The sequence below is a fragment of the Pseudarthrobacter sp. lyk4-40-TYG-27 genome (genome assembly GCF_030209295.1).
In the GTDB taxonomy this organism is placed as follows: domain Bacteria; phylum Actinomycetota; class Actinomycetes; order Actinomycetales; family Micrococcaceae; genus Arthrobacter.
The window spans coordinates 18,021-33,055 of record NZ_JARVSH010000012.1 but is presented as its reverse complement, the minus strand read 5'-3'; the positions used below and the strand labels follow the sequence as shown (position 1 = coordinate 33,055).

Genomic DNA, 15,035 nt, shown 5'->3' with positions numbered 1-15,035 from the left:
AAAACTATCATCCGGCGCTGCCTTTGCCGGGTCCGTAGTGTTCGCCGTCGTGCAGCTCCTCGGCCACCACGTCCCGGACGATGGGACGGTCGAACGACGGCGCCGCACCCACGTGTTCCCGCCTGCGGACAATGTGGAACAGCCGGTGGGCCATAATCACCACACCCACCCAGGTGAGCCCCAGCAGCCAGCCCGCCATGACATCCGTGAGCCAGTGGTGGCCCAGGAAAACCCTGCTCAAACCCATGGCGATGATGAACACCGCGCCCGCCGTGATGGCCAGGACCCGGACGCGCATGGCGTGGAACTGGAGGCAGATCAGGTACACCACCAGGCTGATCACCACGGTGGTGTTCAGGGTGTGCCCGCTCGGGAACGACGGGGAATCCTCATACGGCGGAACGGCGTCTGCGTGATCCGGGCGCGTGCGTCCCACCAGCTTCTTGCCGAAGGTGGTGGCGGTAATGGACACGGCAGCGGCTCCGCCGATCAGGACCAGCGGACGCCAGTTGCGGCTGAGGAAGGTCAGCCACGCGGTGAGGATGCTGGCCAGGATGGGCATTCCGATGCCACCGCCGATATTGGTGAACCCGGTAACGAACGCGTCGAGCCCGGGGCTGCGGAGGCTCTCGGACAGGGCCAGCGCCGGCTTGTCCAGGTTGGCCAGCCCGGCGGAGTCCACCACGTCGTCATACACCTCGGCGCCCAGCAGGGCGAGGGAGACGATGACAACACCGCCCACGAGGATGGTGAGGACCAGCGCCGCGTAGGGTTTGAACCAGGTCCCCAAGCGGTCCCGAAGCGTATCCATGGTGCCTCCCGGCATCGGTAAGTAACCTGAGTATCCCCGAAACTATCATTGAGCCATGCCGTTGCCCGAAAAGAAACACGACGCCTGGATGGGCCTTGCCATCGCGGAGGCGCACCGCGCCCTCGCCACGGAGGACGTGCCCATCGGCGCCGTGGTCATTGGGCCCGATGGCGGGGTGCTGGGTTCCGGCCGGAACCAGCGGGAGGAGCTGGGTGACCCAACAGCCCACGCCGAGGTGGTGGCCATCCGGGAAGCTGCCGCCCGGTTGCAGGAACGGCCCAGGCTCGACGGCGGCCGGGGCGACGGCTGGCGGCTCTCCGACTGCACGTTGGTGGTCACCCTGGAACCCTGCGCCATGTGCGCGGGCGCGATCGTCCTGGCCAGGATCCCCCGGGTGGTTTTCGGGGCGTGGGACGAGAAAGCCGGCGCCGCAGGATCCGTGTTCGACATCCTGCGCGAACGACGGCTCAACCATTGGGTTGAGGTGTACCCGGGCGTCCGCGAGGAAGAGTGCGCCCGGTTGCTGCGCGAGTTCTTCGCGGCGCACCGCAGCAGCCTTTAGCGCGTCCGGCGGCGGGCATCTTTACCGCGGCCGGCTTCGGACAGTCCGCGGCCCGTTTCAGGCAGTCCGCGGCCCGTTTCAGGCAGGCCGCGGCTGCCCGTTCCCTCGGTCGCCCGCTGCCACTACGGCCAGCAGGCCCTGGGCCGTGCTGCTCCAGCCGGGGAGGTCCCTCCGCGCCTCGGCTGCGGCTGCGCGCCAGCCCTCGCGGACCCGTGCGTCCCCGAGCCACCGCCGCAGGACCGCAGCCAGCCGGCCGGGACTCTCCTGGCCCCCGACGGGCAGGGGAACCGCTGCCCCCGGAAGTCTTGGCCCGCCGTCGGACGTTTCCAGTCCGGCGAGGGTAAGCGCCTCCACCGCGCCCGTGCCTGCCCTGACCAGCGCTGGGATGCCGCGGGCCAAGCTCTCGGTGACGGCCATCCCAAACGCTTCCGTCCGTGACACCAGCAACGTCAGGTCGGTCCGGGCCCACTGTGCTTCCAGCGGCTCGCCGGTGAGTTCGCCGGTCAGCCACACCCGCTCCTGCAGACCGTTCCCGGCAACCGCAGCCTGGACTGCCTGCGCATACACCGGATCGGCCCGGTCCGACCCCACGAACGATGCAGTCCAGTCAAGATCCCTGATCCGGCCCAGGGCCTCGACCGTGAGCAGCTGGTCCTTGTTGGGCAGGAGCGCCGCAACGACCGCCAGGTGGGGCGGCGTGGAACCGGCCGCCAAAGGTGCCGGCTCCACGCCGGGGAGTACAACCCGCGCTTGCGGGAGCCCCCGTTTGCGGAGCACGTTTGCCGCCGACGTGCTGGTGCAGATGACCCCGGTTGCGGCGCGCAAAGCCCTGGCTTCGCGTTCAAGGGCCTGCGTGCCTGCATCTTCCGGCACGGGCATATGCACCAGGACCCATGTTTGCCGGCCGGCTTTCGCAGCGAATTCCAGTTCGTCCGGAGCGCCCACGGCCACCAGTCCATCCACGATCGCCACCGGCTGCCCGGGATGTGTTTCCGGGTCCCACGCCCCGATGAGGGCGCCCAGCCGGCGTCGTTCGTGTGCGCCGGCATCCGGCCAGGTGCCCTCCACGGCAATGACCTCAACCCCTGCACCCAAGGCCTGGAGGCCGGCAACCAGGCGCGCGTTGTAGACATTGCCGCCCGAGCTGTGGCGGATATTGCCCGGGACGAGCAGCCGAAGGGGGCGCATGGTCAGTCGGACAGGTCCAAGGCGTAGGTGGCCCAGGCGTCCGGATTTTCCCGGAGGGTGACGTCGATTCCCGCCAGCTCGGGGCCGTCTGCCGTGTCCTTGATCCTGGCCGCCACCTTCTGGGCGATGTACTCGGCCAGCGCCTCCGTGGTGGTGAGCTTGCCCTCGAAATCCGGGTGCTCGTCCAGGTTTCGGTAGTTCAGGCCGCCCAGCACGTCCTCGATGATGGTCCCGGCGGCTCCAATGTCCAGCACAATCGCGTCCGAGTTCAGGGCAGGACGCCGGAAGCTCACCTCGGCGACGAAAGTTGCGCCGTGCAGTGCTTGCGCAGGCCCGAATGCTTCGCGCGGAAGGCTGTGGGCGATCATGAAGTGGCGGCGGACGGTCAAGCTGAACATGGGCTACCTTACGTTTCGGAGTTGTGGGTTGCTTGGCTGGGGGCCGGGTTGCCGGAAGGGTATTCGACCACGTGGCACAGGGCTTCCAGCGTGCCGTCGGACAGGCTCTGGACCACCTCGGGAAGGTCCTCGAACCGGGACGAACCGGTCAGGAACGCATCGAACACGGGGTCCTTGAGCAGCGATACGGCAAGGTTGAGGCGGTCCGCATTGGTGCGGCGGTGGCGCCGGGACCGGGCCACCATGCCTACCTGGCTGGCCCTGATGGACAGCCTGCGCGCGTGAAAATCCTCGCCCAACGGTATGGTCACCGTCCGGTTGGCGTACCAGGACATCTCGATGACATCACCGTCGTCGCCGACGAGCTGGAGGCTGCGTTCCAGCCCTTCCTGCGAGGCCGAGCAGTGGATGACAATGTCGCAGTCGGCCAGGGCCTCGTCGGGGTGGGCGAAGTCGACACCGATCGCATCGGCCAGCTGCTTCCTGCCCGGATCCAGGTCCACCAGTTGCAGGCGCTGCAGCGGGAATGTGCGCAACAGGGTGGCGACCATGCCGCCCACCAGGCCCGCGCCGACGACCGCAACCCGGTCCCCCAGGCGCGGCCCAGCCTCCCACAGGGCGTTGACTGCGGTTTCGACCGTGCCGGTCAACACCGCGCGCCGGGACGGGACATCGTCCGGGATCCGCGTCAGGGACTCCACCGGCACCACATAACGGTCCTGGTGCGGGCTCAGGCAGAACACGCGTGCGCCCTTCCAGTCCTGGGGCCCCTCCTCCACAACGCCAACAGAGAGGTAGCCGAATTTTACGGGCCCGGGGAACTCTCCTTCCTGGTGCGGGGCGCGCATCTGCTCAGCGACCCGGGGCGGAACAGCGCCGGCGTGGACCACCATTTCGGTGCCCCTGCTGATGCCGGAGTAGAGGGCACGGACCAACACCTCGCCGGGACCGGGTGCGGGCATTTCTTCGGGCCTGAGCTCGCCGTGCTGCTTTGCGGTGGTCCAGTATGCGGTTGCGTGGATCGGAGGCTGTGGATTCATCATCTTGCTGATGAATCTAGCCGGACGGGCAGGCGCTGGGAAAGTCCGATGGCGGCCGGCGGCGTTTCCGGTCACCGTTCCGTTTGGGAAGAGGCGGGTGAACGGCCCGGCGGACCGAGTGCGCACAGAGTGCGCACCGCAGCTTGGGCGTGGGGCCGCTTGCTGCCTAAGCAGAGGGCGGGTGGAGAATGCGGTCCAGGCACGCTTCGGCCAGCGAGTAGCCGATTCTGCTCAGGTCCGCGACGCCGAAGGGCATTCTCTGCAGGGGCCTTGGCTCTGCTCTTTCCAGCTCCGGCGCCGTCCTGTCGTGGTCGACGAATCCCGGTGGCCACACGGGTGGTTGCCAGTCTTGGTGTTCGCTGTGGTAGTGGCGGCCGGCCGGTGAGGTCCAGCCCGGTGGTTCGGTTTTGCTGGCCGGGGTGGGTTTCCAACCGGTGGTATGCCGGAGCCGGTGGTGTTTCGGGCAGGGCTGTCCCAGGTTGCTGACTCCGGTGGTCCCGCCGTTGGCCCAGGCCAGGATGTGATCGGCCTCGGTATCCAGTGAGGAGTTGCTGCAGCCGGGGAACGGGCACTTACCATCCCGGAGCCGGAGCCAATACCGCATCGCCTTGCCCACCCGGTAACTCTTCCTGCCGATCTCCAACGGTGCCCCGTCCCGCGGATCCACAAGCACCCGGTAAAACGAGCCCGCCCCCTCAGCGACCAACCGGCGCGCCATCGAAGCCGGAATCGGCCCATACCCATCCAGCACCGCCGCCTCATCCGTCACCCCCAGCAACGAAAACACCGGCACCGTCACCAACACCTGCGCCCGGACCGCATCAGGCGGGACATCGGCAGGCCTCTCGAGGTCATCGGGGCTGGTGCAACCTTCGCCTGGCCCCGCGTTCCTCCCGGCAGCCTGTCCCGTGCTCAGACCGACGGTCAGAAGGGACGTGGCAAACACATCCGCCCGGAGCTGGGTGAGGGTCCTGGCCTCGCCCGGGCCCTGCACGCCCCGGGCAACAGCGGTCAGCCGGTTCCACCCCGCCGCCGCCTGGTCCGCGGGCAGATACGCCCCCAGCCAGGCCATCCCGTCCCGGTCCGGCCGGAACTCCACCCGCCGGTCCACCACCCCCTTGGCGTGACGCTGCTCAATACTCCCGGCATGGTGGCGTTCCCGCCAAACCCTGGCCTTGGCCCGGAACCGATGCGCCGGCAACTCCCCCACCGCACACCCCCGCACCGCATCCGGTGCACCGGGGTCCAGGAAATGAGCCTCCAACCCCGCCGCCCCCGCAGCATCCAACCCGGCCGTTTCATCGGCCAACACCGTGGCGTGCTGCCAGGAGATCACCCCCGCCTGCAACGCCGACAAGGTCAACGGCAACCCCTTGACCACAGCCTGCGAGGTGGCCAGGAACGCCCCCGCAGCCCGCGGACCCAGAGCCAGCACACACCCAACCTCCGCCGCGACCGCCATCTCCTGCGCCACCACCGGCACCCCCGGCCCCGCCACAACACCGGCAGCATCCGCAAACGCCACCGCAGCCCGCGCCTTCAAACCCGCGACCCGGGCCTCCACCTCCCGGACACCGGCCAGAACATCAAGGCAACCATCCGCCAACCCAGCCAACGGATCAGCCACCGAAAACGGCTCCGCACCACACCCGTCCACCTCGGCAACCAACACCGCAAGGGCAGCACGAATATCCGCCAACGCCCCCACCACCGCCGCTTTCCCCATAAACCCATCATCACAAGGGGGTACGACATTCAAGGGGCCGGTCACGACAACCGGTCACCCAAAGAAGGCAGATTGAGTTTCGACAAACCAAACCACCGGCAGGCCCGGCCACCGACAAGCGCAACGACCGGCGCGCCCACCCACCCACAGCCCACCCACCGGGCAAACCGACCGGATCCGGCTTCGTTTTGGGGATGACGGCCTCGCTCCGGTACCCTATTGAGGTTGGTGACGTGTCCGAGCGGCCGAAGGTGCAACACTCGAAATGTTGTTTGGTGTAAAAGCCAACGTGGGTTCAAATCCCACCGTCACCGCCACGTAAAAAGGCCCGGGTTCCCTGGAAACAATGGAACCCGGGCCTTTCGCTTGCCCCGGCCGGGAGGGGGTTCAAATCCTCCGGCGGGAACGACTCACCCGTACCGGCAGCTGAAGCTCCGCACCCCGAAAAAGCGTCAGCGGCTCGGATCGATCATGGTCATGCCCGCGACGTTTGCGCTGTCCAGCCGGGGCAGCATCTCTGCGGCCTCTTCCAACCCGATGACGCGTTCAATAAGCTTCTGCGGCTGGAGTGCGCCGGATTCGATCAGGGCGAGCATTCCAGGGTAATCCGCCGCGGCCATCCCGTGGCTTCCGAAAACGTCCAATTCCCACGCAATAACCCGGGCCATCTGAACGCGCGGGTGGCCCTCAACCGGCGGCAGTAGCCCGATCTGGACGTGCCGGCCACGTCGCCGGAGGCTCAGGATCGCGTCGGCGCAGGTCTGCTCGCTGCCGACGGCGTCGATGGAGACATGGCTTCCTCCCGTCAGGGCCTGTACCTTCGACGGAATATCAGAACCATCGGCGACCACTACGTGATCGGCCCCGAGGGAAGCCGCCACATCAAGGGCGGCCGCGTTCCGGTCCACGGCAATGACGTTGCCGCCCAGTGCCTTGGCGATCATTACGGCGCTGAGGCCAACACCGCCCACGCCAACAATGGTGACCCATTCACCGGCGGCCAGGCGTGCCCGGCTTGTCAGGGCCCGGTAGGCGGTGGCAAAACGACAGCCCAGGCTGGCCGCCGCTTCAAAGCTGACCCCCTCGGGGATCGCCACGAGATTGGTGTCCGCCGCATGGATCACCACGCGCTCAGCGAACGACCCCCAATGCGTGAAGCCCGGCTGCTGCTGGTCCGGGCATACCTGTGCATTGCCGCCCAGGCACCACTCGCAGGTCCCGCAACCCTCCACGAAGGGCGCCGTCACCCGGTCACCCACCGCCCAGCCGGTTACTCCGGGACCAACCTCAACAACGACGCCGGCGAACTCGTGCCCGGGAACGTGCGGCAGGGCGATGTCATCGTGTCCGGCCCACGCGTGCCAGTCGCTGCGGCACAAGCCCGTGGCGATGACGGAGATCACCACGCCTCCTACCGGGGCCTCAGGCTGGTCTACGTCCTGGACGGTCAGCGGTCCGGCGATCTGGCGCATGACAAGGGAACGCACGGGCTCTCCTTCGGTTTGATTGTCCAGCCCAGTCTAGGTGGGGGCGAGGGTGAACCGGGCGCGCCTTCATCGTTGCGCCAAAGGTCCCTGTGGCCCCCTCCCACGGCCGGTACGCGTCCCGCGACTGAAGCGAACCGCCAGGAGATGTGCGTTGTGCAACATTCATGCAGAATAGGGTTTCAATCAGGCATCTGCGCCTGGAAAACAGGCCTAAGAGCGGAGCGGGGCACGGATGAACGAGTTTTTCGCGGCGTCCTGCGAGCGCGGGGTTCTGCGGCTGCGTTGGGCCCCGGACGTCCACATAACGTACGAGATCGCCGTTCGGGCGGCGCGGACCCTGGAAGGCTTCAGCGACGGGTGGGTGCTGCCACTCCTGGTTGACCTGAACGGAGTGGCAGGGTTGACGCCCGAGGCCAGGGCGGGCATGAATGCTTACCGGGGATTCTCGGCGGTGGCCCTCATTGGCGACGGACCCATGGGCAAGGTCGTGGCGGCGTTTTCCCAACGGTCGCTGACTCCCACCGCGTACTTCACGAACGAGGGCGAAGCCCTAGATTGGTTGTCGGGCCAGGGCAGCAGGACCGCGAAGTAGCGCAGAGGCCAACATTCGGGGCCGTTCCCTTCAGTGGGGGGCGGACGACGGCGGCCCGTTGGCTCCCCCTTCGGCGCGCTTTTTGATGCCCAGCAGCATTGCCCGGTCCATCACGAGATAGCCGGGCCGGAGGAGGAAGTCCATCACACGCAGCCCTGCAGGCCGGCCCGCGCCGTACCGTGTCCTGAGCAGGAGCCTGGTACCGGAAGGGCCGGCGTCGTGCAGCACGAACTGCCACGTACCGGTCACTGTTCCGGGCGGGGCTCCCGGGCTGGAATCCAGGACGAGGTGGCGGTCCTGAGCCAGGTCCACGACGCGCGGCCCCCGCCTACCGCCAGGGTAGCCACCAGGTGTGAAAGCGATGATGTCTCCCACCTTCAGGTCCTGCCACTCGGGATGGATGCGGTCCGCGTTGGTGACCCCCAGACGGAGCAAGCCGTTCTCCACCGCCGTATAGGAATACAGGCCGGCCCGGTCCACTCCCATTTGCACGAGCCATGGCCAGACCTGACCGGGGCGTGCGGCGACGGTAACCGCCATGGTCCAGACGTCGTCGGCGTCGGGAATCAGTTCGTCGCCCGGAAGCGGCGCAGTCTTTTCGGGCCCGGTGGCACCCCATGTCCGCAGCACCCGCGGCAAGAGGCCATGCGTGGACAGACCGGCTGCGACGGCGGCCGCAAGGAAACCGCGAAGCCGGCGCCGCCGGGGGCCAGGCCCGGATTGTGGACCGGAACGGACACCGGGACCCGACGCTGTGCCACCCATGGCACACCTCCTCCTGGTTCCAGGGATGCCTCGAGGCTACAAACCGACACCCCAAGGCCCCCAGAGTCCAAAGCCCCTACAGCCGCGTGTCGAAGGATCCGCAGAAAACGTTCTCGTTAAAGGTGCCCTGGAAGCCGGACTTGCCCTGGATCTTTTCCACAGTGGCCCGGATGGCCTCCCGGGTCCCGGCGTGCGCGTGGATTGCCGTCTTGACCATGGGCACGTCGATGAGGTGGTTCGGCTGGTTCAGGGACACGAACACGGTGGGCACCTCGGTTACGTACCAAGGGATTTCCGCCGCCATGGGCGAGGACCACTTGATCCGGATGGCGGCCTCCTGCGCGAAGCCCTTCACGTTGGCGAACACGAAGGCGGCGTCGTACTTCTCCGCATAGTCCCCCGTGGCCTCCTCGGAGATGACGGACATGAAGTTGACCCCGGTCTCCCCGGCCGCCTCGCGCTGTTCAGCCGTCCGGTACAAGGACACCTGGAAGCCGGCAGCCTCGAGTTCCTCCTTCACCACATCCAGGTAGGCCAGCGGATCAGCCCGCGTGAAGTCGGCGCCGCCGGAGATGCCGTAGAGGCGGATCCGGGGATGGGTTCCGGGTGTGATGGGCAGGTTCCCCGCGGTGTCCTTGACCAGGGTCACGGTCTTGTCGGCGATCTCCGCAGCCACCGAACGGTGCGCAGCCGATCCAATGACGGCAAGCGCCTCGGCAGGCGGCACCAGTTGGCCTGCAGCCTTCAGGTGCAGCCCCAGCGATGCCTTCAGGCCGAGGATCCGCCGCAGCGCGTCGTGCAGCCGCTGCTCGGTGATAACGCCCGACTTGTAGCCGTCCAGCATGTACTGGAAGTCCTCGGCCGGGTTCCGGAAGAACAGGAACATGTCGCAGCCGGCGGCGATCGTGGCAGGCACCAGGTCCTTCCGCTTCATCGCCTGCGTCAGGCCCACCATCTGCGAGGCATCGGTGAGGACCAGCCCGTTGAAGCCGAGCTCTCCGCGCAGCAGGTCCTGCAGGAGCTCCGGGGACAACGTGGCCGGCAGGATCTCTGCGTCGGCCAGGCCGGGCCGGAAGTGCCGCGAAACTTCCGGCGCTCCAATGTGGCCCACCATGATCGACTGGACCCCGTGGGCAATCATCTCCCGGTACACGTGCCCGTAGGTACGGTTCCATTCCTCGTACCCAAGGGTGTTGTAGGAGGTGACCACATGCTGGTCCCGCTCATCGATGCCGTCCCCCGGGAAATGCTTCATGGCGCAAGCCGTCGGTGATTCGCTGATGCCGTCGAAGTACTCCTTGGCCCGTTCCACCACGATCTCCGGGGTGTTGCCGAACGAGCGGGTGGAGATCACGGTGTTCCGCCAGTTGTAGTGGATGTCCACGATCGGCGCGAAGGCCCAGTTGCAGCCCAGGGCCGCGGTCTCCACCCCGGCCACCTGCCCCATTTGCCGGGCAATATTCTTGTCCGGGTGGGAACCGGCCTGCAGGTGCGTGGAGACAAACGTGCCGTCGTCGCAACTGCCTGCACCGCCCATTTCCGGGTTGGACGCAACCAGCAGCGGAATCCTGGACCTGGACTGGGCGTAGCGGATGTGTTCCTGCACGGCGGCTGACGGTCCGGGCCGGTAGCGCATGCCGCCCACGTGATAGTTGTCCAGCACGCCGTCGAGGTAGCCGGGCGAGTAGTCGTTGTTGTGGTTAATGAACAGTTGCCCGATCTTTTCCTCGAGCGTCATCCCCGCAAGGGTGCCCTCCACCCAGGCGATGGCCCCGGCGTCGAGGTTGAACGGCGCGGCCGCAAGGTCGACGTCGAACTGCCGCGGCGGGGTGCCCCCGGCCGTCCGCTCGGGAGGTACGACGCCGGCGATCCCCTTGACCGCCTGGGCCACGACGTCGGCGACGGGCACGGCAATGTCCACCACCACGCCGGTCTCGTCGTCCTGGAGCGGCTCAAGGGTGGCGAGCTGGGAATCCAGCAGCGCGGGCGGCATGAAGTGGCCGCTGCGGCCTTCCGTCCGCGCCTTCAGGACTTCCTTGCTGCCGTTCAGGTGCAGGAAGACCGTGTCCGGCGCCTGGGCACGGATGGCGTCGCGGTACGTGCGGCGCAGCGCCGAGCAGGCCAGGACCAGGCCGCCGTCGGCCGCGCCGGCAAGCCTGCTGCCCACGGTGGCCAGCCAGGGCCAGCGGTCCTCGTCCGTCAATGGCGTGCCGGCAGCCATCTTGGCGACGTTTTCCACCGGGTGCAAGGAATCGCCGTCCAGGAACGGGACGCCCAGTTCGCGGGCCACGAGATCGCCGATGGTGGTCTTGCCGCAGCCGGAGACGCCCATCACGACGATTCGGATCTTGCTCATCGGGTGCTTTCCTTACCAGTCGTGGCCAGCCTCACCAGTCATGCACCGTGCCGTCGACCAGGCGGTTGTAGGGCAGGTAGGCCTGCTGGTAGGGGTACGCAGCGGCGGCTTCCTCGTTGAATTCGACGCCGATGCCGGGCTTGTCGCCGGGGTGCAGGTAGCCGTCCGTAAACGTCATGGACTGTTCGAAGACCTCGTTGGTCTTGTCCGAGTGCTGCATGTACTCCTGGATACCGTAGTTATGGATGGCAAGGCCCACATGCAGCTGCGCGGCGAAGCCCACGGGCGAAATATCCGTGGGGCCGTGGAAACCGGACTTGATCTGGTACTGCGCCGCGAAGTCCATGACCTTCTTCAGCGGCGAAATCCCGCCGAAGTGCGTGGACGCTGCCCGGACATAATCGATCAGCTGTTCCTTGATCAGCGTCTGGAAGTCGAACACGGTGTTGAAGATTTCACCGATCGCCAGCGGTGTGGTGGTGTGCTGGCGGACCAGGCGCAGGCCCTCCTGGTTCTCCGCCGGAGTGCAGTCCTCCAGCCAGAACAGGTCATACGGCTCCAGGGCCTTGCCCAGTTTCGCGGCCTGGATGGGCGTCATCCGGTGGTGCCCGTCATGCAGCAGCGGGATCTCGGGGCCGAACTCGTTCCGGACAGCCTCGAAGACCGTGGGCAGGTGCCGTAGGTAGGCGCGGGTGTCCCAGTCCTCTTCCTGCGGGAACGCTCCCCGGCCGGCGGGCTCGTAGTCATACCGCTCCCCCGATGCCTGTGCCTGGGCAGCCACGCCGTAGACCGCTTTGATCCCCGGGATGGCGGTCTGGATCCGGATGGACTTGTAGCCGAGCTCCAGGTGCTCCCGCACGGAATCGAACAGCGACTCGATGTCCGAGCCGGACGCGTGGCCGTAGGCGCGCAGCCCGTTCCGGGACGCCCCGCCCAGCAGCTGGTACACGGGAAGCCCGGCAACCTTGCCCTTGATATCCCACAGCGCCATGTCCACGGCGGCGATGGCCGCCATGGTGACCGGGCCACGGCGCCAGTACGCGCTCCGGTACAGGAACTGCCAGGTGTCCTCGATCCGGTGCGGGTCCTTCCCGATCAGCAGCTGCGCGACGTGCTCCTTGAGGTAGGCGGCGACGGCGAGCTCGCGGCCGTTCAGGGTGGCGTCGCCGATACCCGTCACGCCGTCGTCCGTGGTGATCCGGAGGGTCACGAAGTTTCGGGTGGGGCTGGTAACAAAGACATCGGCGGCAATGATTTTCATGGGACTAACTGTTCCTTCCGGAAGTAAAAGCGGGATTCAGGTACGTGCGGGGGTGGCGGCCGGGGCCGCTTCGAAGGATCCGAGCAGCCGGGAAACAAGGGCGACAACGTCAGGGTCCTCTGCGAGGGCAGCGCTGACGAGGCGAAGCAAACCCTGTACCCGATTGGTTCCGTCAAGTGCCACGGCAGCCTGGATGTCGGCGGCGAGCGGATCCTGGAAGTCGTTTCCCGCGGTGACGTAGTCAATCCAGGCGGCAATCATCAAAGCGCTGCCTGCGCCACTGCGGCCGTCGGCCCGTTCCGCCGCCATCACGGGTACCGCGCGCATGCGCAGCTTGGTGGTGGCATCGGCCGCGATCTGTGCGAGCCGGTGGGCGATACGCGCGTTTCCGAAGCGGTCCAGCAGGGCCCGGCGGTACGTCGGAATGTCCAGCCCTTCCCCCTGCAGGTGACGGGCTGCCTCGTCCCAGAAGTCCTCCACCGCTTTCCGGCAGAGGGGGTCTGCCAGGGCGTCCGCCACGGTGGCATGCCCGCGGAGCTGTCCCGCGTAGGCCAGGATGGAATGCGAGCCGTTGAGGAGCCACAGCTTCCGGTTCTCATAGGGCTCGATGTCACCGACCACGACGGCGCCGGCCTCCTCCCAGCGGGGACGCCCGGCCGGGAAGTCCCCGCTGAGCACCCAGTTCCGGAAAGGTTCAGCCACCACCGGCGAATTGTCGCTGTAACCGCATTGCTCTTCCACCTCTGCGATGTCCGCCTCGGTGGTCCGCGGCGTAATCCTGTCCACGGACGTGCTGACAAAGCTGACGTTCGCCTCGATCCATCCGGCCAGCCCGGAACCCCATCCGGAGGCCAGTCCCAGGACGGCCCGGCGGGCAACTTCACCGTTTGCGGACAAGTTGTCGCAGCTGACGACGGCGATGGGTCCCGCGCCGCTGGCCCGGCGCCTGGCAAGGGCCAACACCAGGCGGCCCAGCGGAGTGCCGGGCACTCCGGCCTCCCCGGACGCTGCTGCCGACAGCGCCCGGAGATCATCCGCCGTGCCTGGAGCGCCGGCGTCGAACGTTCCATCCGCGGCCAGCCCGTAGGCTGCCTCGGTGATGGTCAGCGTGACCACCGCTGTCTCCTTCGCCGCGACAAGCTCGCAGAGCCGTGCGGTGTTGGCGCCATCCACCGCTTCCACAATGCTGCCGATGACTTCGAAGCTGTCCCCGCGGGCCGACCGCTCCACCAGCGTATAGAGGCAGTCCTGGCGGGACAGCGCTGCCGCGGCGTCGGGCCGGCGGCCCGTGAACGCCGCGATCCCCCACTCCGCCGCGTCCGGGGCGTGCTGGGTATACCAGGCCTGGTGGGAGCGGTGGAACGCCCCCAGCCCAAGGTGCACGATGCGCACCGGAGGCTTGGGCAGCGGCTTCAGGCTGCGGTTGAGTGCAGGCAGCGCGGCGTTCACAGCTTGAACACCCTCCGTGGCGACCCGTCCACGATGTCCACGATAAGTTCGTGTGCCCGTTCCTCGGTGACCCGGTGTTCGGCCACGAGGCGGGCCAGGAAGGACGCCTCGATCCGCCGGGCCGTGTCGTGGCGGGCCGGAATGGAGCAGAAGGCGCGGGTGTCATCGATGAACCCGGAGGACCGCGAGAAGCCCGCGGTCTCCGTCACCGCGGACCGGAAGCGCAGCATGGCGTCCGGGGCGTCCAGGAACCACCAGGGCGCACCGAGGTAGACCGACGGGTAGAACCCGGCCAGCGGCGCCAGTTCGCGGGAGAAGACGGTCTCATCCAGGGTGAACAGGACCAGGTGGAAGTCCTTTGCCGTGCCAAAGTCCTGAAGCAGCGGCCGGATGGCTTCGGTGTAGTTCACCGCCACCGGGATGTCGTGCCCGGTATCGGCGCCGAAGGCCTCGAACGTGGGTGCGTGGTGGTTCCGGAAGGAGCCCGGGTGGATGGTCATGACCAGCCCGTCCTCCACCGACATCCTGGCCATCTGGTACAGCATGTGGGCTTCGAAGGCGTCCCTGTCCCGGGCGCTGGCCTGGCCCGTCCTGCCACGCTCAAAAAGCCGCTCCGCCTCGCCGTCGTCAAGTTTCAGGGTGGCAGGCGTGAACACGCCGTGGTCGGCGGAGACGGCGCCGCGCTCCACGAAGTGCCGGCGCCGCGACTCAAGTGCCTTGATGTACCCGGCGTAGCCGGTGGCGCCCTCCCCCGCAGAGCCGAGGAGGCGTTCCACGTTCTCCTGCCAGGCCGGATGTGCCATGTTCAAGTACTGGTCCGGCCGGAAGGTGGGCAGCACCCGGCCGGCGAACGCGGGGTCCGCGTGCAGCGCAGCGTGGCTGTCCAGCGAATCCAGCGGGTCATCCGTGGTGGCGAGCACCTCGATGTTGAATTCCTTGAACAGTTCCCGTGGCCGGAAACCGGGCTCGGACAATTTGGCCTGCAGGGCATCATAGAGCTGGTCGGCGTTCTGGCCGGACGGTTCCTCGGCCAGGCCGAAGACATGGGCAAACTCCTGCCGGATCCAGTACCCGGAGGCGGTTCCCTCGAAAGCCGGCCATGCTTCACAGAAGTGCCGCCAGACCTGCCGCGACTCTGCGGGCTGGTTGCCCAGGCCCAGCTGGTCCATGGTCACCCCGCCGGCGTGGATCAGGCGGGTGACGTAATGGTCCGGAGTGACCAGGAGCGCGGCCGGGTCAGGGAACGGCGTGTTCTGTTCGATGACCGCGGCGTCGACGTGCCCGTGCGGGGAGATGATGGGGAGCCCTTCCACCCGGGAGAAGAGCGAGCGGGCAATGTCCCGGACCGCGGGATCGGCGGGCAGGAGCCGGTCCGGGTGGTCCGCTATGGTCTGCGCCAT

The 15,035-nt window shown here is 67.5% G+C and carries 13 protein-coding genes and 1 tRNA gene; 3 read left to right on the top strand and 11 right to left on the bottom strand.

All coding sequences use genetic code 11. The features are described 5' to 3' along the window. Positions 1-7: 7 nt before the first annotated feature. A complete protein-coding gene (locus tag QRM96_RS18730) occupies positions 8-811 on the bottom strand; it encodes a phosphatase PAP2 family protein (RefSeq protein WP_043424129.1) in 804 nt (267 codons plus the stop codon). Between the two features lie 55 nt (positions 812-866). Between QRM96_RS18730 and QRM96_RS18725 the strand changes: the two genes are divergently transcribed. Next, the gene (locus QRM96_RS18725) at positions 867-1,373 is read left to right on the top strand and encodes a nucleoside deaminase (RefSeq protein ID WP_285320553.1); all 507 of its coding nucleotides are present in this window, start codon (positions 867-869) and stop codon (positions 1,371-1,373) included. Positions 1,374-1,451: 78 nt separating this feature from the next. On the opposite strand, the gene QRM96_RS18720 is transcribed toward QRM96_RS18725, so the two are convergent. From QRM96_RS18720 to QRM96_RS18705, 4 genes are all read right to left on the bottom strand, one after another. Continuing rightward, a complete protein-coding gene (locus QRM96_RS18720; RefSeq protein ID WP_109044760.1) occupies positions 1,452-2,561 on the bottom strand; it encodes a glycosyltransferase family 4 protein in 1,110 nt (369 codons plus the stop codon). A 2-nt stretch (positions 2,562-2,563) separates the two neighbouring features. Continuing rightward, positions 2,564-2,959 (bottom strand): 6-pyruvoyl trahydropterin synthase family protein, encoded by a 396-nt coding sequence (locus tag QRM96_RS18715; RefSeq protein ID WP_285320552.1) that lies wholly within the window; start codon positions 2,957-2,959, stop codon positions 2,564-2,566. 8 nt (positions 2,960-2,967) lie between these two features. Further along, a complete protein-coding gene (locus tag QRM96_RS18710; protein ID WP_043424115.1) occupies positions 2,968-4,002 on the bottom strand; it encodes a zinc-dependent alcohol dehydrogenase in 1,035 nt (344 codons plus the stop codon). Positions 4,003-4,165: 163 nt separating this feature from the next. Beyond that, the gene (locus QRM96_RS18705; RefSeq protein ID WP_285320551.1) at positions 4,166-5,725 is read right to left on the bottom strand and encodes an HNH endonuclease signature motif containing protein; all 1,560 of its coding nucleotides are present in this window, start codon (positions 5,723-5,725) and stop codon (positions 4,166-4,168) included. A gap of 227 nt (positions 5,726-5,952) precedes the next feature. Here QRM96_RS18705 and QRM96_RS18700 point away from each other — a divergent pair. Continuing rightward, positions 5,953-6,042: transfer RNA gene (locus QRM96_RS18700), tRNA-Ser, on the top strand. Positions 6,043-6,177: 135 nt separating this feature from the next. Here QRM96_RS18700 and QRM96_RS18695 read toward each other — a convergent pair. Further along, a complete protein-coding gene (locus QRM96_RS18695) occupies positions 6,178-7,212 on the bottom strand; it encodes a zinc-binding dehydrogenase (protein ID WP_018762433.1) in 1,035 nt (344 codons plus the stop codon). Between the two features lie 232 nt (positions 7,213-7,444). On the opposite strand from QRM96_RS18695, the gene QRM96_RS18690 reads away from it, so the two are divergent. Continuing rightward, positions 7,445-7,804: a DUF7793 family protein gene (locus QRM96_RS18690; RefSeq protein WP_285320550.1), complete on the top strand. Its 360-nt coding sequence runs from the start codon at positions 7,445-7,447 to the stop codon at positions 7,802-7,804. A 30-nt stretch (positions 7,805-7,834) separates the two neighbouring features. On the opposite strand, the gene QRM96_RS18685 is transcribed toward QRM96_RS18690, so the two are convergent. The 5 genes from QRM96_RS18685 to uxaC form a co-directional block, all read right to left on the bottom strand. Further along, a complete protein-coding gene (locus QRM96_RS18685; protein WP_285320549.1) occupies positions 7,835-8,569 on the bottom strand; it encodes a hypothetical protein in 735 nt (244 codons plus the stop codon). 76 nt (positions 8,570-8,645) lie between these two features. Continuing rightward, positions 8,646-10,925 (bottom strand): gluconokinase, GntK/IdnK-type, encoded by a 2,280-nt coding sequence (locus QRM96_RS18680; RefSeq protein WP_285320548.1) that lies wholly within the window; start codon positions 10,923-10,925, stop codon positions 8,646-8,648. Positions 10,926-10,956: 31 nt separating this feature from the next. Then, on the bottom strand, positions 10,957-12,186 hold the full coding sequence (manD, locus tag QRM96_RS18675; RefSeq protein WP_109044767.1) for a D-mannonate dehydratase ManD: 1,230 nt from the start codon (positions 12,184-12,186) through the stop codon (positions 10,957-10,959). A 36-nt stretch (positions 12,187-12,222) separates the two neighbouring features. Next, positions 12,223-13,635, bottom strand: a complete 1,413-nt coding sequence (locus QRM96_RS18670; protein WP_285320547.1) for a mannitol dehydrogenase family protein — start codon at positions 13,633-13,635, stop codon at positions 12,223-12,225. Beyond that, complete coding sequence (gene uxaC, locus QRM96_RS18665) at positions 13,632-15,035, bottom strand: glucuronate isomerase (RefSeq protein ID WP_285320546.1); 1,404 nt, start codon at positions 15,033-15,035, stop codon at positions 13,632-13,634. The genes QRM96_RS18670 and uxaC overlap by 4 nt, the downstream gene beginning before the upstream one ends.

Coding starts and splice junctions, on each gene's coding strand:
- QRM96_RS18730 (WP_043424129.1), bottom strand. CDS start 811: ATGGATACGCTTCGGGACCGCTTGGGGACCTGGTTCAAACCCTACGCG.
- QRM96_RS18725 (WP_285320553.1), top strand. CDS start 867: ATGCCGTTGCCCGAAAAGAAACACGACGCCTGGATGGGCCTTGCCATC.
- QRM96_RS18705 (WP_285320551.1), bottom strand. CDS start 5,725: ATGGGGAAAGCGGCGGTGGTGGGGGCGTTGGCGGATATTCGTGCTGCC.
- QRM96_RS18715 (WP_285320552.1), bottom strand. CDS start 2,959: ATGTTCAGCTTGACCGTCCGCCGCCACTTCATGATCGCCCACAGCCTT.
- uxaC (WP_285320546.1), bottom strand. CDS start 15,035: ATGGCGCAGACCATAGCGGACCACCCGGACCGGCTCCTGCCCGCCGAT.
- QRM96_RS18710 (WP_043424115.1), bottom strand. CDS start 4,002: ATGATGAATCCACAGCCTCCGATCCACGCAACCGCATACTGGACCACC.
- QRM96_RS18685 (WP_285320549.1), bottom strand. CDS start 8,569: ATGGGTGGCACAGCGTCGGGTCCCGGTGTCCGTTCCGGTCCACAATCC.
- QRM96_RS18720 (WP_109044760.1), bottom strand. CDS start 2,561: ATGCGCCCCCTTCGGCTGCTCGTCCCGGGCAATATCCGCCACAGCTCG.
- QRM96_RS18690 (WP_285320550.1), top strand. CDS start 7,445: ATGAACGAGTTTTTCGCGGCGTCCTGCGAGCGCGGGGTTCTGCGGCTG.
- QRM96_RS18680 (WP_285320548.1), bottom strand. CDS start 10,925: ATGAGCAAGATCCGAATCGTCGTGATGGGCGTCTCCGGCTGCGGCAAG.
- manD (WP_109044767.1), bottom strand. CDS start 12,186: ATGAAAATCATTGCCGCCGATGTCTTTGTTACCAGCCCCACCCGAAAC.